Source organism: Hymenobacter sp., assembly GCF_031398885.1.
Classification (GTDB): Bacteria; Bacteroidota; Bacteroidia; order Cytophagales; family Hymenobacteraceae; genus Hymenobacter.
The window spans coordinates 23,385-41,060 of record NZ_JANNOD010000046.1; the positions used below are offsets into that span (position 1 = coordinate 23,385).

Consider the following 17,676-nt stretch of genomic DNA (forward strand, 5'->3'; position numbering starts at 1 on the left):
TACCTTGGTTCTCGGCGCGCTGTTGGCGCCGGGCTATGCTTTCCGATTGCTAAATGAGAAAATATTTACTGCCTGTTCTCCTGGCGCTGTTCGTGCTGCTGGACCTGGGTTACACCTTCGTGCAGAGCTACCAGTTGCCTCTGGAAGGCGACCTGCCCGCCATCGTACTGCCCTCGCCCGAGTGCCGGCAGGTGCTCAGCGACCCTTTCGGCTGGGCCGTGCTCACCCGCAACGAAGTGTACGTAGCCCCCAACCGCTTTTTTGCGCACGCGGCCATGGTGAGCTACTTCAAGTCGGTGCCCTTCGCGCTGCAGCGCCTCACCGACCCGATTAGCAGCGTGTACGCGGCGTGCGCGCTGTTTGGCGTGCTGGTGCAGGCGCTGCTGCTCTACGTGCTCGGGGTGTACATCAGCGGCACTTACCAGCTCACGAGCCGCGGCTTCTGGGTGGTGGTGGCCCTGCTGGCGCCCCTGTTTCAGATGGTGGGCTACAACGACCAGATGGGCATCATCGACCCGGCCATCACCTACACGTTCTTCTACGGGTTTCCGATGCTGCTGCTGCTGGTGCTGCTGCTGCCTTTTTACCGGGCCGCCTACCAGGGGCAGCCGCTGCGGGTGAGCTGGCCCGGCCGGCTTGCCCTGGTCGGGCTGATGGTGGTGCTGGCTTTTAATGGGGCCATCATCGCCGGCACGGTGGCGGTACTCTTTTTTTGCATTGTCCTGCACTGGGCGGTCCGGCAGTGGCAGTCCGGGGTGCGGTTCGACTCGGGGCAATGGCTGGGCCGGGTTCGGCAGCTGCCCCCGCTGGCCCCGGTGCTGCTGGGTTTGTTTGCCGCGCTGTGCGTCTATTCGCTCTACATCGGGCTCAACGAACGAGAAAGCGTGGGCCAGGACTTGCCAATGTGGCGGCGCTATGCGCGGATTCCGCACGGCATCCTGTGGCAGTACCGCAAGCTGGGCCTGCCTTTGCTGACCCTGGCCGTGCTGGTCAATGCCCGGCTCATCCGGCGGCTGGTGCCCGCCACGGCCGACAGCCAGCGCATTCTGCGCATGTTGCGGTGGCTGGGAATCTTCGCGGTGATTTACGTGCTGCTGCTGCCCCTGGGCGGCTACCGCGAGTACCGGGCGCTCATCATCCGCCGCGATTCCGTCATTCCGCTCCTGCTGGGCCTGATGTTCTTTTACGGCCTGTCCACCTACTTTTTACTGCACCACCTGCCGGCCCGGCCCCGGCGCTGGTACCTCGGGGCGGTAGTCGTATTCTCGGCCATCTTCCTCATCGCCGACCGGCGAATGCCGCGCACCACCAACGCCTGCGAGCGCGAAAACCTGACGCGCCTGGCCCAAGCCCCCGAGCCGGTGGTGCGATTGGGGGCCGGCTGCACGGTTATGGCATGGGGCAATGTGGGCGCCCCGCCGGAGTCGGAAATCAACGCCCAGATGCTGGAGTATTGGGGCATCACCCGGGGTAAAAAGCTGTATTACCAACAGGGCTGGTGAGCCGCCCATCGCACTTGCCAGCGCCCGGCGCCGTCTGCGCAGCTGGGTGCGGTGGTGGCCCGGCGGCGGGCCATAAACGGCCGGCCGCCCGAACCCAACGCGCTTGCCGATAGTTTGCTGCTTATTCTTTACGACTTTCCCCATGATTCACTTCACCGAATTCACCCTCGCCAACGGCCTGCGCTGCATCGTGCACGAAGATTTTTCGACGCCCATGGCCGTGCTCAACGTGATGTACGACGTGGGCTCGCGCGACGAGGACGCCGAGCACACCGGCTTCGCGCATTTATTTGAGCACCTCATGTTTTCGGGCTCGGTCAACATTCCGAGCTACGACGAGCCCCTGCAGCGCGTGGGCGGCGAGAACAATGCCTTCACCAGCGCCGACGTCACCAACTACTACCTCTCGCTGCCCGCCGCCAACCTCGAAACCGGCTTCTGGCTGGAATCTGACCGGATGCTGAACCTGGCCTTCTCCGAAAACGGCCTCGAAGTGCAGCGCAAGGTGGTGGTCGAGGAGTTCAAGCAGAGCTACCTCAACCAGCCCTACGGCGACGTCTGGCTCAAGCTCAAACCCCTGGCTTACCAGACGCACCCCTACCAATGGAACACCATCGGCAAGGAGATTGCGCACATCGAAAACGCGGTGATGGACGACGTGCGCAGCTTTTTCCAGAAGCACTACGCCCCACAGAACGCCGTGCTGGTGGTGGCCGGCGCCGCAAGCGCCGCCGAAGTGCGCAAGCTGGCCGAAAAGTGGTTCGGCCCCATTCCCGGCGGCCCGGCCCACCAGCGCCACCTGCCCGCCGAGCCCGCCCAGCGGGAGGCGCGGCACCTGCGCGCGACGGCCCCCGTGCCCCTTTCGGCGCTGTATAAAGCGTACCATATGCCCGCCCGCGCCGACGAGCGCTACCACGCCGTGGACTTGCTGAGCGACGTGCTCGGCCGCGGCAAGTCGGCCCGCCTGCACCAGCGCCTGGTGAAAGAGCAGGCGTTGTTCAACAACATCTCGGCCTCACTCACCGGCTCGCTCGACCCCGGCCTGCTCGTCATCAGCGGCAAGCTGAACGCGGGCGTGGACCTGCACGCGGCCGATGCCGCCGTGGAGGCCGTGGTGGCCGAATTTCTGGCCGGGGACGTGGACGCCCAGGAGCTGGAAAAAGTAAAAAACCAGGCCGAGAGCAGCCTGGTTTTCGGAGAAATTGACCTCTTGAATCGCGCCTTAAACCTGGCCTACAGCAAGCTGCAGGGCGACGCCAACCTGGTGAACGACGAAAGCCGGCGCATTCAGGCCGTGGGCGTGGCCGACGTGCGCGCCGCCGCCCAAACCGTGCTGCGCCCCGAAAATTGCAGCACGCTGTACTACGAAGCCGTGTAGCGCCCGCCGGGGCTTAGTTGCGGGCACTTTTGCTCTTGGCCGCCGGGGCCGTGGGCGCGGCCTCGCCGCGGGTCAGCGAGCTGTTGGTGGGCTTTTTGGTAGCGGGGCGGCGGGTCCGGTTGTCGTTGTAGCCGCCGTTGTTCTGGTAGCCGGCTTGCTTGCGCATGGGCACGCCGGGGGCCAGGTACGCCGTGCCGTCCTTCACGTCCTGCGACACGCCCGCGCCGTAGGGCTTGCCGGTGTGGGGGTTGATGTTGGGCGCCCGGCGCGGGCCGCGGGCGGAGTACGGGGCAATTTTCTTTCGGGCGACGCGGGGCTTCGTGGTTTGGGCACTGGCGTCGGCCAGAGCAAAGCTGACCAGCAACAGCATGGCCAATAAGTAGCGTAAGCGTAGCATATTCGGAATGAATAAAACTCAGGAATCAGGTTTATGTTGACTGGAGGCGCTTGGCTAAAAGCACAGCGGCTCCCGTAATACGCGCAACCGCCCCGGGAGGTGACGACGCGTGCGACGGAAGCCGCTGAACAAGCGCTGACGCTCGTTGGGCCGGGCCGAAACTCCGACCAGCCCCGTTAGTTAGTTGCCGGTCGTGAGCGTGGTTTGCGCGGCGGACTTACGAGCCGGGCGCACGCTGTAGGGCACCAGGCCGTTGCCGGTGCGGATGTGAATGGGCATACCCGGCGCGGCGTGCACGTTGGCGTTGTCAATCTCGCCGCGAGAGGTGGGGGCCGCGGCGGGGGCGGCATCGTAGCCCCAATCGGCGTTGGTGGCGGCCGCGGAGGCCACGGTGGTTTGAGCGTCGTCCAGCGGCGGCCAGCCGTCGTTGGCCAGGGGCGCGGCCGGCAAGGTTTTCAGGGCCACGCGGCGGGCCTTTTTGGCATCGCGGGCGGCGGTGCGGGCGGCGGCTTTGGCCGACTTGGCCTTGGCCGTGGCGGGGGTGGTTTGGGCGCTGGCCTCAGCCAGCAGGAACACCGATAATGCGAGCGTAAACAGGGAACGGAACATAGCTGAAAAAGGAATTAGTGAGTGGATGCTCGGGGTAAAAACGAAAACCGTGCCGATTCCCAAAATGCCTTGTTAAGCCGCGAAAAAAGCCCGGCCGACCCACTGCGTAGCGGGTCGGCCGGGCCGGAATAGCGTTATCTGATACCAGCTGAACCGAAGTAAATAGTTGCAGCCGCCGCGCGGTAAAAAGTCGTTGCGGAACTGCTCGCCGCTGAGCTACCAGCCCGATGGCACGGCTGGAGCTTTTTTCGGGGCTTTGGTGCTCCGGGTGCTTTTGGTTGCGCCGGTGTTCTTGGGGGCAGTGCCATTGCCGGCCGCCGCGGAGCCGCCGGCTTCCATGCCCCCCGAGGCGTTGCCCGCGCCGCTGGTTCCTTCGGCGCCCATGCCGGGGGCGGCGGCGCTCGGCGGCGCAGCTTCAACAACCGGGGCCGGGGCCGACGCGGGTTTGCCAGCCCGGTGGCGCAGGCGCCGCTCGCGCGTGGCCGCCGCGTCGTCGGCCAGCACGTTGCGCCCGCTTTGCATCATAATCGGCGTGCCGGGGGCCGCCGACATGCCCATGCCTTGCGGGGGGGTGTTGCCGCCTGCCGCCCCGCCAAACCCACCGCCGGTTGCAGCCGCAGCCGCGCCGGTGGCGGGCTCGGGCTGGGCCATGGGCTCCGGCTGGGGCGTCACGGGGCGAGCGGCTTTCGGCGCAGCCTTTTGCGGGCCCGCAGTGGCTTTTTTATTCGTGCTCTTCTTGGGCGCGTCCCATGAATCGGAGGCTCCCCAGCCGCCGGCCTGGGCGGCCGCGCTGGTGACAAAGGCCCCAGTCAGGAGCAGCGAAAACAATATGCGTTTCATGGCGAAGGGAGAAATAAATATAAAGGACTCGTTTAACCCACCGCTTACGCGAAACGTTCGGCCAGGGTACGGGCCCGGCCGTAACTTTGCGGCCTATGATGCAGGAATCCATTGCCGGCCTCGCGGCCGAAATCACGGCGGCCGACCTGAGCAGCGCTGCCCACCTCGATGCCTTTCGCATCAGCTACCTCGGCCGCAAGGGCCGCCTGGCCGATTTGTTCGACCAGCTCAAGGCCGTGCCCGCCGACGAGAAGCGCGCCGTGGGCCAGCAGCTCAACGCCCTCAAGCAGCAGGCCCAGGCCCGCTTCGATGACGCCCAGCAGGCCGCCGACGCGGCCGCCGACAATGCCCCCGCCCACCCCGACTTCGACTACACCCTGCCCCCGGTGCCCAACGGCCTGGGCACCCGCCACCCGCTGAGCCTGGTGCGCGAGGAAATGCTGCGCATCTTCGGCCGCATCGGCTTCGCCGTGGCCGAGGGGCCGGAAATCGAGGACGACTGGCACAACTTCACGGCCCTCAACTTCCCCGAAAACCACCCGGCGCGGGACATGCAGGACACGTTTTTTGTGGCAAGCCGGGACTTGGGTGATGGTGGAAGCCAAGACCCCAAGACCCCAAGTTCCCAAGACCCGAAACCCCACCTACTAAGAACCCACACCAGCACCGTGCAGGTGCGCGTGATGGAAACCGAGCCGCTGCCCATCCGCCGAGTGATGCCGGGCCGGGTGTTCCGCAACGAGGCCATCTCGGCCCGCGCCCACATGATGTTTCATCAGGTGGAGGGCATTTTCATTGACGAGGGCGTGAGTTTCGCCGACCTGAAGCAGACGGTGTACTACTTCGTGCAGGAGCTGTTCGGGGCCGACATCAACATCCGGTTTCGGCCCAGCTTTTTTCCCTTCACCGAGCCCAGCGCCGAGATTGACATCACCTGCCTGATTTGCAAGGGTGCGGGCTGCAACATCTGCAAGTACTCGGGCTGGGTCGAGATTGGCGGCTGCGGCATGGTGGACCCCGCCGTGCTCGAAAACGCCAAGATTGACCCCGAGAAATATTCTGGCTACGCCTGGGGCATGGGCATCGAGCGCATCGCCATGCTCAAGTACCAGATTAAGGACCTGCGCCTGTTCACGGAGAACGACATGCGGTTCCTGCGGCAGTTCGAGGCGCTGTAGGCGCTGAATCATTTGGCTTCACCCCGTTGTTGCTCGTCTTATGCTGAACATCACCCTGCCCTTTGCCACGCCGAGCCCCGACCTGGAGCCCGGGGCGTCCGCCAGCCTGGCCGACCGGCTCAACCACATGAGCGAGGACGAGTTCTACGCCTTTTGCCAGCGCAACCCCGAGTCGAAGTTTGAACGCCGCGCCGACGGCACCATCGAGTTTTTAACCATGACCGGAGGAACCACGGGCCGCCGCAACAGCGAATTGATAACCGACCTAACCATCTGGAATCGCCAGGGCCGGGCGGGTTTTGTCTTCGACTCCTCCACCGGTTTCCGGCTGCCCAACGGCGCGGTGCGCTCGCCCGATGCGGCGTGGGTGCGCGCCGAGGCTTGGCAAGCCCTGCCGGCTGGGCAGCAGGAAAAGTTTCCGCCCCTGTGTCCCGACTTTGTAGTGGAGCTGCTCAGTCCTTCCGACAGCGTGACCGACCTGGTGACCAAAATGCAGGAGTACATCGCCGACGGTTGCCGCCTGGCCTGGCTCATCGACCCCAAAACCGAAACCGCCCGCGTCTTCCGCGCCGATGGCTCGGTGAGCGTAGCAAAGTCCTTCGCCGAAACGCTCGGCGGCGAGGATGTGCTGCCGGGCTTCGCATTTCCGCTCGCCGCGCTACGCTAAAACCTCCATTAAATCGTCCACAAAATCCGCTTAATCCGTGGAAAATCCGACGAATCCGTGATTCATGAAAGTTAGAAATCAGACTACTAATAAAGTAAACGTCATTACTCTGGGCTGCTCGAAGAACATTGTGGACAGCGAGGTGCTGATGGGCCAGCTCCAGGCCAACGACTTCGATGTGACCCACGAAGCGAAGAAGTCGGACGCCAACATTGTTATCATCAACACCTGCGGCTTTATCGACAACGCCAAGCAGGAAAGCATCGACACCATCCTGCGCTACGCGGACGAGAAAGAGGCTGGCCGCCTCGACAAGCTCTACGTGACGGGCTGCCTCTCGCAGCGCTACAAGGACGAGCTGGAGGTGGAAATCCCGCAGGTCGACGCCTATTTTGGCACCCTTGAGCTGCCGCAGATGCTGAAGGTGCTGAACGCCGATTACAAGCACGAGCTGATTGGCGAGCGGCTGCTGACCACGCCGCGCCACTACGCCTACTTCAAGATTGCCGAGGGCTGCAACCGCCCCTGCTCGTTCTGCGCCATCCCGCTCATGCGCGGCCAGCACGTTGACCGCCCGATTGAGGACTTGGTGAAGGAAGCCAAGCGCCTGGCTGCTCAGGGCACCAAAGAGCTGATTCTCATTGCCCAGGACCTGACCTACTACGGCCTGCAGGCCTACGGCGAACGCAAGCTGGCCGACTTGCTTCGGAATCTGTCCGACGTGAACGGCATCGACTGGATACGGCTGCAGTACGCCTACCCCTCCCAGTTTCCGCTGGACGCGCTGGACGTGATGGCCGAGCGCGAAAACATTTGCAAGTACCTCGACATGCCCTTGCAGCATGGCTCCGATGCCATGCTGAAGGCCATGCGCCGCGGCATCACCAAGCGCCGGACTGTTGAGCTGGTCGACACCATCCGGCAGCGGGTGCCGGGCATTGCCCTGCGCACCACGCTCATCAGCGGCCACCCCGGCGAAACGGAGCAGGACTTCCGGGAGATGTACGACTTTGTGGAACAGACCCGGTTTGAGCGGCTGGGCATCTTCACTTATTCGCACGAGGAAAACACGCACTCGCACACTTTAGCGGACGACGTGCCGGCCGAGTTGAAGCAGCAGCGCGCCGACGCCATCATGGAACTGCAGCAGGGCATTTCGATGGAGTTGAACGAGGCGCGGGTGGGCCAGATTTACAAGGTGCTGTTCGACCGTAAGGAAAGCGGCCACTTCGTGGGCAGGACGGAGTTCGACTCGCCCGAGGTGGACAACGAGGTGCTGGTGCCGGTGGAGCGCGACACCTTCGTGCGCCTCGGCGACTTCGCCCACGTGAAGATTACCGCGGCCACGGATTTCGACTTGTACGGGCGCTTGGTGTAGAGACGCATATTTGCGTCTCGTCGTTGAAAGACTTGCGTTGAACCGAGAATAACTTGCAGGTGGCGCGGACAACGAGACGCAAGTATGCGTCTCTACACCGTGCCAGTAGCCGAAAAGCAACTTTTGAGCCGGGGCCGGGTTTTGTGCGGACTTTTGCCTTCGGGCCCGGGCTCACTCTGAGCCCGGCCCCGCTCGCGTCTTCCCCATGCCCACTCGCTGTACCACGCTGCCCTACGCCGACACCGGCGCATTTTCGGGCTTGCTGACCGACTACCTGGCCCAAAAGCCCGCCCTGGCCCCGTTCTACCACCGCTTTCCGACGCTGGAGAACTTCGCTGCGCAAATCGAGGAGAAGAAAGCCGCGTACTCGCCCGAGGCCCGCAAGCGGCTGGTGGCGGCCCTGCGCGACCAGTACGGCCTGGCCCCGGAGCCCGAGCCCGCCATCGAGGCCAGCCTGCTGCTGCTGGCCGAGCCCACGACGTTCACCGTGACCACCGGGCACCAGCTCAGCCTGCTCACCGGGCCGCTGTACTTCATCTACAAAATCGTGTCGGCCCTCAAGCTGAGCCGGCAGCTCAAGGCGGCGTACCCGCAGTACGATTTCGTGCCGGTGTATTGGATGGCCACGGAGGACCACGACTTTGCCGAAATCAACCACTTCTCGCTGTTCGGCAAAACCTACGCCTGGGACGCCGCGGGCACCGGCGGGCCGGTGGGCCGGCTGCCGCTTGATGGCCTGGCCGAGCAGCTGCTGAGCCAGTTGCCGCCCGAAGTGCCCGCCGCCTTCCACAAGGCCTACACCGAGTCGAAAAACCTGGCCGACGCCACGCGCCGGCTGGCCGATGCGCTGTTTGGCGAGTTTGGGCTGGTGACGCTCGACGCAGACCGGCCGGCGCTAAAGCAGGCCTTGGTGCCGCTGCTAGAAAAGGAGCTGGCCGCGCAGGTATCCAACGCCGCCGTGCAGGCCACCAACGCCCGCCTGAGTGCCGCCGGCTACAAGCCGCAAGTATTCTCCCGGCCCATCAACCTGTTTTTTATCACCGACGAGGGCCAGCGCGAGCGGCTGGAGCCCGACGCCAGCGGCGCCGACTGCGTGGAGGTGACCGTGCGCAACACCGCCAAATGTCACACCCAGGCCGAATTGCTGGCCCTGGCCCGCCAGCAGCCCGAGCGGTTCAGCCCCAACGTGGTGCTGCGGCCGGTGTATCAGGAAATTCTGCTGCCCAACTTGGTCTACATTGGCGGCGGGGCCGAGGTGGCGTACTGGTTCCAGTTCAAGGACGTGTTTGCGGCGTTTGGGGTGCCCTTTCCCATCGTGCTGCCCCGCAACTCGGCCCAGTACATCAGCCGGGCCAACGGCGGCAAGCTCAGGAAGCTGGGCCTGACCGTGCCGGACATTTTCCGGCCGCTGCCGGAGCTGAAAAAGCAGGTGGGCGCCGCCCTGGGCCAGGAAGAAATCAGCCTGAAGGCGCAACAGGAAGCATTGGCCGCTGCCTTCCAGCAGGTGCAGGACCTGGCCCAGCGCCTCGACCCCACGCTGGTGCGCACCGTGGCCGCCGAAGCCCAGAAAGCCGCCGCCGGCCTCGCCGGCCTCGAAAAGCGCCTGAGCAAAGCCGCCGAAACCAAGCACGAAACCGCCTACGTCCAGTTGGCCGCCCTCAAGGAAAAGCTGTTTCCCGGCGGCGGCTTGCAGGAGCGCACCGACAACGTGCTGAGCATTTTGGTTAATAACCCGGAGTTCATTCAGGACTTGCTGGCCGCGTTCGACCCGCTGGCGCTGGAGTTCACGGTGCTGGTCGAGGAATAGACACTCGTGACATCATTGCCCTGTTTCGACGCTGGCTCAGTTCTGGACTACCCGTTGGAATGGCTGTGGTGGCCCTGAGAAAAGCATGGCCCGAGTGGTCGGTCAACCCGCCGTTGGCGTCTCGTCCTTCACGCCCAGCAGCGAGCTGTGGTAGCGGGCTTCCTTCCAGGTGTCGCCCACGCGCTTCCAGATGATGGTGCTCAGGGCAGAAAAGCGCAGCCGCTTGCCGTCGGGCGTGACCAGGAACTGGTCGAAGTCCACGACGCAGTAGCCCATTTCGGCGGTTTGCACGGCTTCGTAGTTTGTGATTTCCGACCAGGTCTGGGCCTGGAGCTGGTCGAGCTGCACAAAGAGACCCCGAAACCACGCTTCCCACTCGGCGCGGTTGCGCACGACGAGCGTCCCGCCCTCCGCGTTGATGTCCACGATGCCGAAGTCGTCGTCGCACAGGGCGGCCAGGGGCTCGAAGGCGTGGTCGCGCACGTGGGCGAAGAGCTGCTCGGTTTCGGCGTAAAAGGGTTTTTCGGTCATGGGAAGCGTACTTTGGGACTGGAAGATTGCCTTTTTTTTCTGAACCCTTGCGCCTGCGCGATGTTTGCCAAAGCCCCCCTGCGCCGCGCCGCCCTGGCCCACCGCCGGGCCCTGCCCGCGGCCGAAGTCGCCCGGCGCAGCCAGCAACTGTGCGAGCAGCTGTTTCGGCACTTTCCGGTGGCGCAGTGGCGCTGGCTGCACGTGTTTCTGCCCATTGCGAGCAAGCACGAGCCCGACATCTGGCGCATCATTCGCCGCGTGTGGGCCGAGAAACTGCCGGTGCGCCTGGCCGTGCCCGTGATGCAGGCCGATGGAAAGTCGCTGAAACACTACGAGCTGACGCCCAATACTCTTCTGCGCGTCAACCACTGGGGCATTGCCGAGCCCACCCCGCCGGCCGGCCCCGAAGTGGCCCCCGCCGCTTTCGATGCGGTGCTGGTGCCGCTGCTGGCCGTGGACGCGGCCGGGCACCGCGTGGGCTACGGCGGCGGCTTCTACGACCGGTTTCTGGCCCAGTGCGGCCCGGCCACGCGGTTCGTCGGCATCAGCGTACTGGACGAGGCGCCCGTCAGTGGCATTGCCGATGTGCGGCCCACCGACGTGCCCCTGCACGCCTACCTCACGCCGGGCGGCGCGTGGTGGTTTTAGGGCATCCGGCTGAAACGCCGACGTGAGGCGTTCTGGTATATTCCTGAAAATTAATTTTTTGGCCGTAACATTCTCACAATAAGTCGTTCAGGGGCTGCGTTCGCCGGGTGTCTCTCACCTAGAACGAATGGAATCCATGGCCGAAATCCAGCCCCGCGCAGCCGGCCCTCCCAAGGGCGGCAAGCGCCGAACGAAGAAGCTGTCGACCCGCATCGACATGACCCCGATGGTGGACCTGGCATTTCTGCTGCTCACCTTCTTCATGCTCACCACCACCTTCGCCAAGCCCTATACCCTGGAGCTGCAGATGCCGGTGAAAACAAAGGAAACGCCGGTACCGCTGTCCAAGGCCATGACCATTATCCTCGGCAAGGGCCACCGGGTGCATTATTTCTTCGGATTGAATGCGCCGAACGACCGCACGGCCCCTACTCCGGTACTGACGACTACCACTTTCGCCGCCGCCGGCATCCGGCAGGCGCTGCTCGCGCGGCAGCGGCAACAAGCCGGCTTGGTGGTGCTCATCAAACCCAGCGCCGATTCCAAGTACCAGGACATGGTGGACATCCTGGACGAAATGAGCATCACCAACCAGAAAAAATACGCCTTGGTCAAGATTACCCCAGACGACCTAACCCTTCTTAAAACCGCTGATTTATGATGACCAATACCCAGCTGGCCACGGCCAGCCTCGACGACATCGTGTTCGATGGTCGCAACCAAGGCTACGGCGCTTACCAGCTCCGCGCCCTCTACCAGCGCCACGTGACGCGCGCGCTGGTCATCGCCACGGCCATTTTCGCGCTGATGGTGGCATTTCCGCTGGTGGCGCGAATGCTCAAAGACCAGTTGCCCACCGCCCCACCCAAGCGCCTCACCGAGAATACGCTCATTGCCCCACCGCTGGACCCGGTGGCCGCTACGCCACCCCCGGTGACCCCGCCGCCGGTGGCTCCGCCGGTGCGCCCGCCCGCGGCTACTATCCGCTTCACGCCGCCCGTGGTGGCACCCGACCCCCAGGTGACGGAGGAAATACCCGAGCAGACCGCGCTGCAAAACGCGCGCATCTCAACCGTCACGGCTACCGGCGAAGCGCAGCCGGCTGATTTGGTACCGCTTGAAGCCACGGCCGGACCCGCCGAAGTAGATGGCACAATGGATAAGAGTATCTACGTCTCCGTGGAGCAGATGCCCCAATTACCCGGTGGCGGTGGCGCGGCGGCCATCGTGGCCGCCATTCAGCGGGCGGTGAAGTACCCCGGCTTGGCACTGCGCAACGGGATTGAAGGCAAAATTTATGTCAGCTTCGTGGTGAACGCAAAAGGCGACGTTGTTGACGCGAAAATTTTGAAAGGCCTAGGGTCAGGGCTGGACGAAGAAACCTTACGGGCCATCGGCACTCTTCCCAAATTCATTCCCGGCAAGCAGAACGGCCGCGAAGTAAGCGTGTCGTTTTCAGTCCCCATTTCCTTTAGTATTGAATAGGTGACAAGTCCGCTCCCCGCTCCAACCACCTGACTTGACACCCGGCCGCAGTGCCTGGTAAAAAGGGACGCCTTGCTGCGCGCAGCAAGGCGTCCCTTTTTCACGTTCTTCCAGCGCTGCTGTTGCTATTTCTTTCCCACTTCCTCTACCCCGGCAATGCGCGCTTGGCCCCAGGGGGCGATGACGACGCGCACCCGCAGCGGGCGCAGGCGGGTGGGTTTGCCCAGGCGGAGGCTGCTGCCTTCGGGCACGTAGTAGCGCTCCAGGTTGAAGCGCAGGGCGAAGGAGCGACGGTACACGTCCGTCACCCAGCCGCGCAGCACGGCTTGGTTGGCGCCGGGCCGCGGGGCCTGGGCATACACGCCCACCGTGGTGCCCAGGCCGGCGGGCCCCGCCGCCAGGAGCACGAACACGCCCTGGCGGCGGCGGGGCAGCGCCGCCCCGTGCCACAGGCGGAGCGACGGCTCGCCAATGGCGTAGCGCAGGCGCACGAAGTCGCCGTAGATCAGGTCGCGCGGGTCGACGGGCGCGGTGGCCAGCACGATGTGCTGGCCCAGCGCGGTGGTGGCGTAGCCCGCCCCGGCCACGCCCAGCACGTAGAGCACCTGGGCCGCCACCAGCAGGCGCAGCAAGGGCCGGCGGCGGGTTGGGTTCGAAAACCAAGCCAGCAGGTTAGTCATGGCGGGGCGGCGTTTCGGCGGCCGGCGAGACCCCGGCCGAAACCCCCGCCGCTTGCGGGGCGGCGGGCGCAGCGGCAGCCAGCGTTTGGGCATTGCGGCGGCGCAGGTACCAGCTCAGGCCCAGCAGCAGCACACCGCCGAGCAGGAAGAATAGCGACTGGTCGAGGAAGCCCCAGGTCAACTTGAAATAGGCCACCATGGTCGCGGCCACGAACAGCACCGCGCCGATGGTGAGCTGCTCGGGGTCTTCGGCGCGGTGAGCGCGGGCCAGCACCGAGCCGGCGTGGGCGTAGAGCACCACCAGCGTGGCCACGGCCAGCGGCAGCCCGCCCGGCAGGTAGAAACCTGGCAGCAGCAGCAGCCAGTCGGGCAGCGAGCCCAGCCGGCCCCGCGCCCGCTTGCCGGCCACCGACAGCGCCAGCACGGCCCCCAGCGCCACCAGGTAGGGCAGCAGCGGCGGCCGCAGCACGTTGGCGTAGGTGTCGGTTTCCCCGAAGGTGGCCAGCCCGAACATGAACAGGTAGGCCGCCACCAGCGGCGGCCCCTGCAAAGCCCGGCCGCCGGGGCGGCTCCGCTGCCAGTCGCCGGCCGCGTAAATGGCCATGGCCGGCACGAAAAACCAGGTGATTTTAGCGTGCAGCACGACGATCAGCAGCCCGGCTTGCCAGAGCAGGCCCGCGGCCAGCACCGTGCTGCTCACCGCGTCGGGCCGCCGCCACCAGTAGTAGCCCATGCCGCCCGCCACCAGGGCCGCCGTGGCGTAGCTGAAGCTGCCCAGCGCCTCCACGCAATACGTTTGCACGGCCGCCCCGATGAGCACCGTGAGCAGCACCAGCAGCCGCGAGCCGTACACGTAGCTCAGGGCCACGCCGGCCACCACCCAGGCCAGCAGGCCGCTGGCATCGTAGCCCACCAGCTGGTAGAGCTGGCTGGTAAGAATGATGCTGGCGCCAAACAACACCAGCCCCAGTCCGATGAGGCCGTGCCCCAAATCAAGGTTGCCGCGCCGCAGGAAATAGGTCCCGGCGGCGTACGCGCCGGTAAAACTGCCGAGCAGCAGCGCCAGGCGCAGCACTTCGGGCAGGGCCTGCCAGTTGGCGGCCACCAAGCTCAGGCCGCTGAGGCCCACCAGCACGCTGCCCAGCACCGGCAGCAGCCCCAGCGCCTGCCCTTCGGGCGGGTAGCGGGCCAGCAATTGGCGGCGCTGCTCTTCGCTGATAAGGCCTTCGGCGACCCACGCGGGGCCTTCGGTTTCAAGGAATTTGCGACTCACAAAATTGATGTCCTGATGCTTTGATGTGGAAATGTGCTGATGCTTTGATGTGCTGATGCGGAAATGAATTTCCCGAGGAGGGATTGCCAGCGGCTTGGAATGCAAAAGAACAACATCAGCACACCTCCACATTTTCATATCAGCACCTCAAACAATCAGCACAGCTTCACCGCCCGCGTCATTTCGCGCTTGCCGGGCGGGCCGGGCAGCTTTTCGACGCACCAGCCGGCAGCCCGCAGGTTGCGGCGAAACTGGCCCTGGGCGCAGTACGTGACCAGCACGCCGCCGGGCCGGGTGGCAGCGTGAAGCTTCCGAAAAATGGCTTCCGTCCACAGCTCGGGCTGTTTGTCTGGGGCGAAGGCATCAAAGTAAATCAGGTGGTATTCCGCGGCGGGCAGGGCGGCGGTTTCCAGGCCTTCGAGGCGCTTGTGCAGGTGAAAGTCGGGGACCAGGGCGGGCGCGGCGGGGTCGTTCCAGCGTTGCCGGTGCAGCTGGTGCAGCAACTGGCCCCGCCAATCGGGCTCGGGGCGGTTCTCGAAGCAGTATTCGTAGGCCAGCGCGGCCACGACGGCGGGCGGCAGCGGGCGGGTTTCGAGGGCGTCGTACACGGTGTAGGCCGCGGCTTGCTGGCAGGCCTCGGCCGTTAGCAGCACGTTCAGGCCGGTGCCCAGGCCCACTTCCAAGATGCGCAAGGTGGCCTGGTGGTCGGCCGCGCCGGCCCGGAGCACGGGCCACAGGCCGTGCCGGATGAACACGTGCGCCGACTCTTGGCGGGCGCCGTGGCGGGAGTGGTAGTGCTCGTCCAGCTCCGGCACGAACAGCGTGTAGGAGCCGTCGGCGGTTTGGCGCACCTCAGCGTGGGCCGGCTCGACCCCAGCCGCGGGGTCGGGCCCGGGCCCGGCGGCCGGTGGCGGGTTGCGGCGCAGGCGCCGGGCGTATTTTGATTGCGAAGGCATTGGGTAATGAAGGTTGCTGGTTTCCCGGTGCTGGCTACTAGCTTCGTTCCGGCACGGCCGCACAACCAGCAACCAGCACCGAGAAACCCTCTGCCGATGAGAGTAAAAGTAGCCCTGCCCGAGACCTTTTCCTTCGCCGCCGAAATTCCGGTCCGCATCACCGACCTCAACTACGGCGGCCACCTCGGCAACGACGCGCTGCTGGGCCTGCTGCACGAGGCCCGGGTGCAGTTCCTGCGCTCGCTGGGCCTGGCCGGCGACTACGACCCCGTGAGCAAGCTCGGCCTCATCATGGCCGACGCGGCCGTGGAGTACAAGGCCGAGGCCTTCCACGGCGACGTGCTGCGCTTCGAGATGGCCGCCGCCGACGCCAGCAAATACGGCTTCGACGTGGTGTACCGCGTGCACAACCAGGCCGGCCAGGAAGTAGCCCGCGCCAAAACCGGCATGCTCTGCTTCGACTACAACGTGCGCAAGCTGCGCCTGCTGCCCGAGGCGCTGGCGGCGCAAGTGCAGTAGCCGGGCGCAGCAGTCCGGGTCAGCATCCTCTACTCAGCAATGTTTAAGAGCATCTAACTATCAATTTTTTTAATAATAACACGGAGCAGAGCGGCTTATTTTTGCAAAGCCTTGGCCAGGCGATTGAACCCGGTTTTTAGAAAACCGAAGGGGGCCGCTGGTTTTTTTGCTCTCGCCCATGCTGCTCCAGGATTTTTTGCCCAGTCCGCCGCTGCGCGAGTACGTGCGGATTATTCAGGTCATTCATTTCGTGTTTCCCGCCGGCGTGCCGCTGCCCTTCAAAGCGTACCCGCCCCGGCCGGAACAATGCCTGGCGTTTTATCCGCGCGACGCCGAAGCTGTGGCCTACCCCGGCGGCAGTGCCAAGACCACCCGGCCGCGCGCGGCGCTCATCGGCCAGCACGCGGTGGTGAGCAACCGGTACGTGGGCCGGGAATTTCTGGCCCTGCAAGTGGTGCTGCAGCCCGGCGCGCTCTACCGCCTCACGGGCATCCCGCAGGCGGAGCTCACCAACACCTTCGTCGACGCCGAGGCCGTGTGGGGCGGCGAGCTGCGCCAGCTGAACGAGCGCCTGAGCAGCGCCGCCGCGTGGCCCGAGATGCTGCCCCTGGTAGAGCAGTTCTTGCTCGGGCGCCTGCAACGGCTGCGCGCCACCACACCGCACCCGGCCGATGCCGTAGGGCAACTGCTGCTGCGCCCCGGCCCGCGCCTCACCCTCGACGCCCTGGCCGGCCACGCCTGCCTGAGCCCGCGGCAGTTGGACCGGCGGTTTGCCCAGCGCGTGGGCGTGGGCCCCGCGCTCTACGCCCGCATCGTGCGCTTCGACCGGGCCTTCCGGCTCAAAAACAGCCAGCCCGACTTGGACTGGCTCAGCATTGCCCTGGCCTGCGGCTACTACGACCACCAGCACCTGGCCAAAGACTACCGGGACTTTACCGGCAGCTCGCCCACGGCCTTTTTTCTGCAGGATACCCAGGCGCCGGAGCGCGGCTTTGGCTTGGTGGAGGCCTGAATCGGGGGCAAGCGAGCTGCGCAAAAAACGTCCGTTTTTTACCAGTAGCCGGGGCAAGGGCAGGAGGACCTTTGGGCATCCTCTCACTCCTAACCCCCTTGGTTATGAAACGCCGACACTTCCTGGCCTCCGCCCTGCTGGCGGCGCCCACCGCCGCCTTCGCGGCCCCGTTGCTTTCGCTCGCTGCCGCAACCGAACCTGACGAAACCTTACCCACCAGCTCAAGCTTCGTGGTGGCAGCCGGCGAGGGCCGTTTTGGGGAAAAGACCTTGGTGGGGCCCAACCCCAACGACATCAAAATCTCCGGCCAAGACACCGGCGGCGCGTTGGCGGTATTTGAGTACGCGGGCGTGGCCAAGGGCGGCCCCTCGCTGCACCTGCACCTGGCCCAGGACGAAATATTCTACGTCGTGGCCGGCGAGTACCTGTTTGTGGTGGGCGACGAGCAGCGCGAACTTGGGCCCGGCGACACCATTTTCCTGCCCCGCCAGGTGCCCCACACCTGGACGCAGCTCACCACCACCGGCAAGCTGCTGTACTTCCTCCAGCCCGCGGGAAAAATGGAAGACTTCTTCCGGGCCCGCTCGGGCAACGCCACGCCGCTCACCCCCGCGCAACGCGAGCAGCTCTTCGCCGACCACGGCATGAAAACCCTCGGTCCGCCCCTACCCATTAAGTCTTGACGCGGGCCCCGGCAAGGGCTCAGGTCAAAGTTCTTGGCGGGGCTGAGAGCCTGCTTTCAAGTCTGTGCTTGCCGTTTTCGCGTAAGTAGCGCGGTTTCAAGGTCGGTGAACCCATTGCGCCTGCTGCCGGCAG

Annotated in this window: 19 protein-coding genes; 12 read left to right on the forward strand and 7 right to left on the reverse strand. The window is 65.1% G+C overall.

Annotated features, from left to right (window positions below):
* Window positions 1–53 precede the first annotated feature (53 nt).
* Complete coding sequence (locus RMO51_RS08245; protein ID WP_310393702.1) at window positions 54–1,502, forward strand: hypothetical protein; 1,449 nt, start codon at window positions 54–56, stop codon at window positions 1,500–1,502.
* A 142-nt stretch (window positions 1,503–1,644) separates the two neighbouring features.
* Entirely contained in the window at window positions 1,645–2,880 is a 1,236-nt protein-coding gene (locus RMO51_RS08250; RefSeq protein ID WP_310393704.1) for a pitrilysin family protein, read from the forward strand.
* A 13-nt stretch (window positions 2,881–2,893) separates the two neighbouring features.
* On the opposite strand, the gene RMO51_RS08255 is transcribed toward RMO51_RS08250, so the two are convergent.
* From RMO51_RS08255 to RMO51_RS08265, 3 genes are all read right to left on the reverse strand, one after another.
* Entirely contained in the window at window positions 2,894–3,277 is a 384-nt protein-coding gene (locus RMO51_RS08255) for a hypothetical protein (RefSeq protein ID WP_310393705.1), read from the reverse strand.
* Window positions 3,278–3,457: 180 nt separating this feature from the next.
* Window positions 3,458–3,886 (reverse strand): hypothetical protein, encoded by a 429-nt coding sequence (locus RMO51_RS08260; protein WP_310393707.1) that lies wholly within the window; start codon window positions 3,884–3,886, stop codon window positions 3,458–3,460.
* Window positions 3,887–4,102: 216 nt separating this feature from the next.
* A complete protein-coding gene (locus RMO51_RS08265) occupies window positions 4,103–4,726 on the reverse strand; it encodes a hypothetical protein (protein WP_310393710.1) in 624 nt (207 codons plus the stop codon).
* A gap of 95 nt (window positions 4,727–4,821) precedes the next feature.
* On the opposite strand from RMO51_RS08265, the gene pheS reads away from it, so the two are divergent.
* The 4 genes from pheS (at window position 4,822) to bshC (ending at window position 9,756) form a co-directional block, all read left to right on the forward strand.
* Window positions 4,822–5,904, forward strand: coding sequence for a phenylalanine--tRNA ligase subunit alpha (gene pheS / locus RMO51_RS08270; RefSeq protein WP_310393711.1), 1,083 nt, complete (start codon window positions 4,822–4,824; stop codon window positions 5,902–5,904).
* Window positions 5,905–5,944: 40 nt separating this feature from the next.
* On the forward strand, window positions 5,945–6,571 hold the full coding sequence (locus tag RMO51_RS08275; protein ID WP_310393713.1) for a Uma2 family endonuclease: 627 nt from the start codon (window positions 5,945–5,947) through the stop codon (window positions 6,569–6,571).
* Between the two features lie 64 nt (window positions 6,572–6,635).
* On the forward strand, window positions 6,636–7,949 hold the full coding sequence (rimO, locus tag RMO51_RS08280) for a 30S ribosomal protein S12 methylthiotransferase RimO (RefSeq protein WP_310393714.1): 1,314 nt from the start codon (window positions 6,636–6,638) through the stop codon (window positions 7,947–7,949).
* A 205-nt stretch (window positions 7,950–8,154) separates the two neighbouring features.
* On the forward strand, window positions 8,155–9,756 hold the full coding sequence (gene bshC / locus RMO51_RS08285) for a bacillithiol biosynthesis cysteine-adding enzyme BshC (RefSeq protein WP_310393716.1): 1,602 nt from the start codon (window positions 8,155–8,157) through the stop codon (window positions 9,754–9,756).
* Between the two features lie 102 nt (window positions 9,757–9,858).
* Here the strand turns inward: bshC and RMO51_RS08290 are convergent, their stop codons facing one another.
* Window positions 9,859–10,287 (reverse strand): DUF4440 domain-containing protein, encoded by a 429-nt coding sequence (locus tag RMO51_RS08290; protein ID WP_310393718.1) that lies wholly within the window; start codon window positions 10,285–10,287, stop codon window positions 9,859–9,861.
* 60 nt (window positions 10,288–10,347) lie between these two features.
* Between RMO51_RS08290 and RMO51_RS08295 the strand changes: the two genes are divergently transcribed.
* From RMO51_RS08295 to RMO51_RS08305, 3 genes are all read left to right on the forward strand, one after another.
* Window positions 10,348–10,935, forward strand: a complete 588-nt coding sequence (locus RMO51_RS08295; protein ID WP_310393719.1) for a 5-formyltetrahydrofolate cyclo-ligase — start codon at window positions 10,348–10,350, stop codon at window positions 10,933–10,935.
* A 127-nt stretch (window positions 10,936–11,062) separates the two neighbouring features.
* A complete protein-coding gene (locus RMO51_RS08300; protein WP_310393721.1) occupies window positions 11,063–11,596 on the forward strand; it encodes a biopolymer transporter ExbD in 534 nt (177 codons plus the stop codon).
* Complete coding sequence (locus RMO51_RS08305; protein WP_310393724.1) at window positions 11,593–12,420, forward strand: TonB family protein; 828 nt, start codon at window positions 11,593–11,595, stop codon at window positions 12,418–12,420. The genes RMO51_RS08300 and RMO51_RS08305 overlap by 4 nt, the downstream gene beginning before the upstream one ends.
* A 125-nt stretch (window positions 12,421–12,545) precedes the next feature.
* Here the strand turns inward: RMO51_RS08305 and RMO51_RS08310 are convergent, their stop codons facing one another.
* The 3 genes from RMO51_RS08310 to mnmD all read right to left on the reverse strand — a co-directional run bounded on the left by RMO51_RS08310 (window position 12,546) and on the right by mnmD (window position 15,329).
* A complete protein-coding gene (locus RMO51_RS08310) occupies window positions 12,546–13,100 on the reverse strand; it encodes a GDYXXLXY domain-containing protein (RefSeq protein ID WP_310393726.1) in 555 nt (184 codons plus the stop codon).
* Window positions 13,093–14,373: a DUF2157 domain-containing protein gene (locus RMO51_RS08315; RefSeq protein ID WP_310393728.1), complete on the reverse strand. Its 1,281-nt coding sequence runs from the start codon at window positions 14,371–14,373 to the stop codon at window positions 13,093–13,095. Before RMO51_RS08315 ends, RMO51_RS08310 begins: the two co-directional genes overlap by 8 nt.
* Window positions 14,374–14,528: 155 nt before the next feature.
* Window positions 14,529–15,329 (reverse strand): tRNA (5-methylaminomethyl-2-thiouridine)(34)-methyltransferase MnmD, encoded by an 801-nt coding sequence (gene mnmD / locus RMO51_RS08320; RefSeq protein WP_310393730.1) that lies wholly within the window; start codon window positions 15,327–15,329, stop codon window positions 14,529–14,531.
* A 96-nt stretch (window positions 15,330–15,425) separates the two neighbouring features.
* Here mnmD and RMO51_RS08325 point away from each other — a divergent pair, with 96 nt between their 5' ends.
* From RMO51_RS08325 to RMO51_RS08335, 3 genes are all read left to right on the forward strand, one after another.
* Complete coding sequence (locus RMO51_RS08325) at window positions 15,426–15,848, forward strand: thioesterase family protein (RefSeq protein ID WP_310393732.1); 423 nt, start codon at window positions 15,426–15,428, stop codon at window positions 15,846–15,848.
* Between the two features lie 178 nt (window positions 15,849–16,026).
* Window positions 16,027–16,860 carry a helix-turn-helix domain-containing protein gene (locus RMO51_RS08330; RefSeq protein WP_310393733.1) on the forward strand — a complete coding sequence of 278 codons (834 nt, stop codon included), beginning with the start codon at window positions 16,027–16,029 and terminating at the stop codon, window positions 16,858–16,860.
* A gap of 104 nt (window positions 16,861–16,964) precedes the next feature.
* Window positions 16,965–17,543: a cupin domain-containing protein gene (locus tag RMO51_RS08335; RefSeq protein ID WP_310393735.1), complete on the forward strand. Its 579-nt coding sequence runs from the start codon at window positions 16,965–16,967 to the stop codon at window positions 17,541–17,543.
* The last annotated feature ends 133 nt before the right edge of the window (window positions 17,544–17,676 follow it).

Excerpts from the sequence above, each read along its gene's own strand:
- pheS (WP_310393711.1), top strand. The coding sequence starts at position 4,822 with ATGATGCAGGAATCCATTGCCGGCCTCGCGGCCGAAATCACGGCGGCC.
- RMO51_RS08330 (WP_310393733.1), top strand. The coding sequence starts at position 16,027 with ATGCTGCTCCAGGATTTTTTGCCCAGTCCGCCGCTGCGCGAGTACGTG.
- RMO51_RS08335 (WP_310393735.1), top strand. The coding sequence starts at position 16,965 with ATGAAACGCCGACACTTCCTGGCCTCCGCCCTGCTGGCGGCGCCCACC.
- RMO51_RS08290 (WP_310393718.1), bottom strand. The coding sequence starts at position 10,287 with ATGACCGAAAAACCCTTTTACGCCGAAACCGAGCAGCTCTTCGCCCAC.
- RMO51_RS08305 (WP_310393724.1), top strand. The coding sequence starts at position 11,593 with ATGATGACCAATACCCAGCTGGCCACGGCCAGCCTCGACGACATCGTG.
- bshC (WP_310393716.1), top strand. The coding sequence starts at position 8,155 with ATGCCCACTCGCTGTACCACGCTGCCCTACGCCGACACCGGCGCATTT.
- RMO51_RS08260 (WP_310393707.1), bottom strand. The coding sequence starts at position 3,886 with ATGTTCCGTTCCCTGTTTACGCTCGCATTATCGGTGTTCCTGCTGGCT.
- RMO51_RS08325 (WP_310393732.1), top strand. The coding sequence starts at position 15,426 with ATGAGAGTAAAAGTAGCCCTGCCCGAGACCTTTTCCTTCGCCGCCGAA.
- RMO51_RS08265 (WP_310393710.1), bottom strand. The coding sequence starts at position 4,726 with ATGAAACGCATATTGTTTTCGCTGCTCCTGACTGGGGCCTTTGTCACC.
- RMO51_RS08275 (WP_310393713.1), top strand. The coding sequence starts at position 5,945 with ATGCTGAACATCACCCTGCCCTTTGCCACGCCGAGCCCCGACCTGGAG.
- RMO51_RS08300 (WP_310393721.1), top strand. The coding sequence starts at position 11,063 with ATGGAATCCATGGCCGAAATCCAGCCCCGCGCAGCCGGCCCTCCCAAG.
- RMO51_RS08295 (WP_310393719.1), top strand. The coding sequence starts at position 10,348 with ATGTTTGCCAAAGCCCCCCTGCGCCGCGCCGCCCTGGCCCACCGCCGG.
- rimO (WP_310393714.1), top strand. The coding sequence starts at position 6,636 with ATGAAAGTTAGAAATCAGACTACTAATAAAGTAAACGTCATTACTCTG.
- RMO51_RS08255 (WP_310393705.1), bottom strand. The coding sequence starts at position 3,277 with ATGCTACGCTTACGCTACTTATTGGCCATGCTGTTGCTGGTCAGCTTT.
- RMO51_RS08310 (WP_310393726.1), bottom strand. The coding sequence starts at position 13,100 with ATGACTAACCTGCTGGCTTGGTTTTCGAACCCAACCCGCCGCCGGCCC.
- RMO51_RS08245 (WP_310393702.1), top strand. The coding sequence starts at position 54 with ATGAGAAAATATTTACTGCCTGTTCTCCTGGCGCTGTTCGTGCTGCTG.
- mnmD (WP_310393730.1), bottom strand. The coding sequence starts at position 15,329 with ATGCCTTCGCAATCAAAATACGCCCGGCGCCTGCGCCGCAACCCGCCA.
- RMO51_RS08250 (WP_310393704.1), top strand. The coding sequence starts at position 1,645 with ATGATTCACTTCACCGAATTCACCCTCGCCAACGGCCTGCGCTGCATC.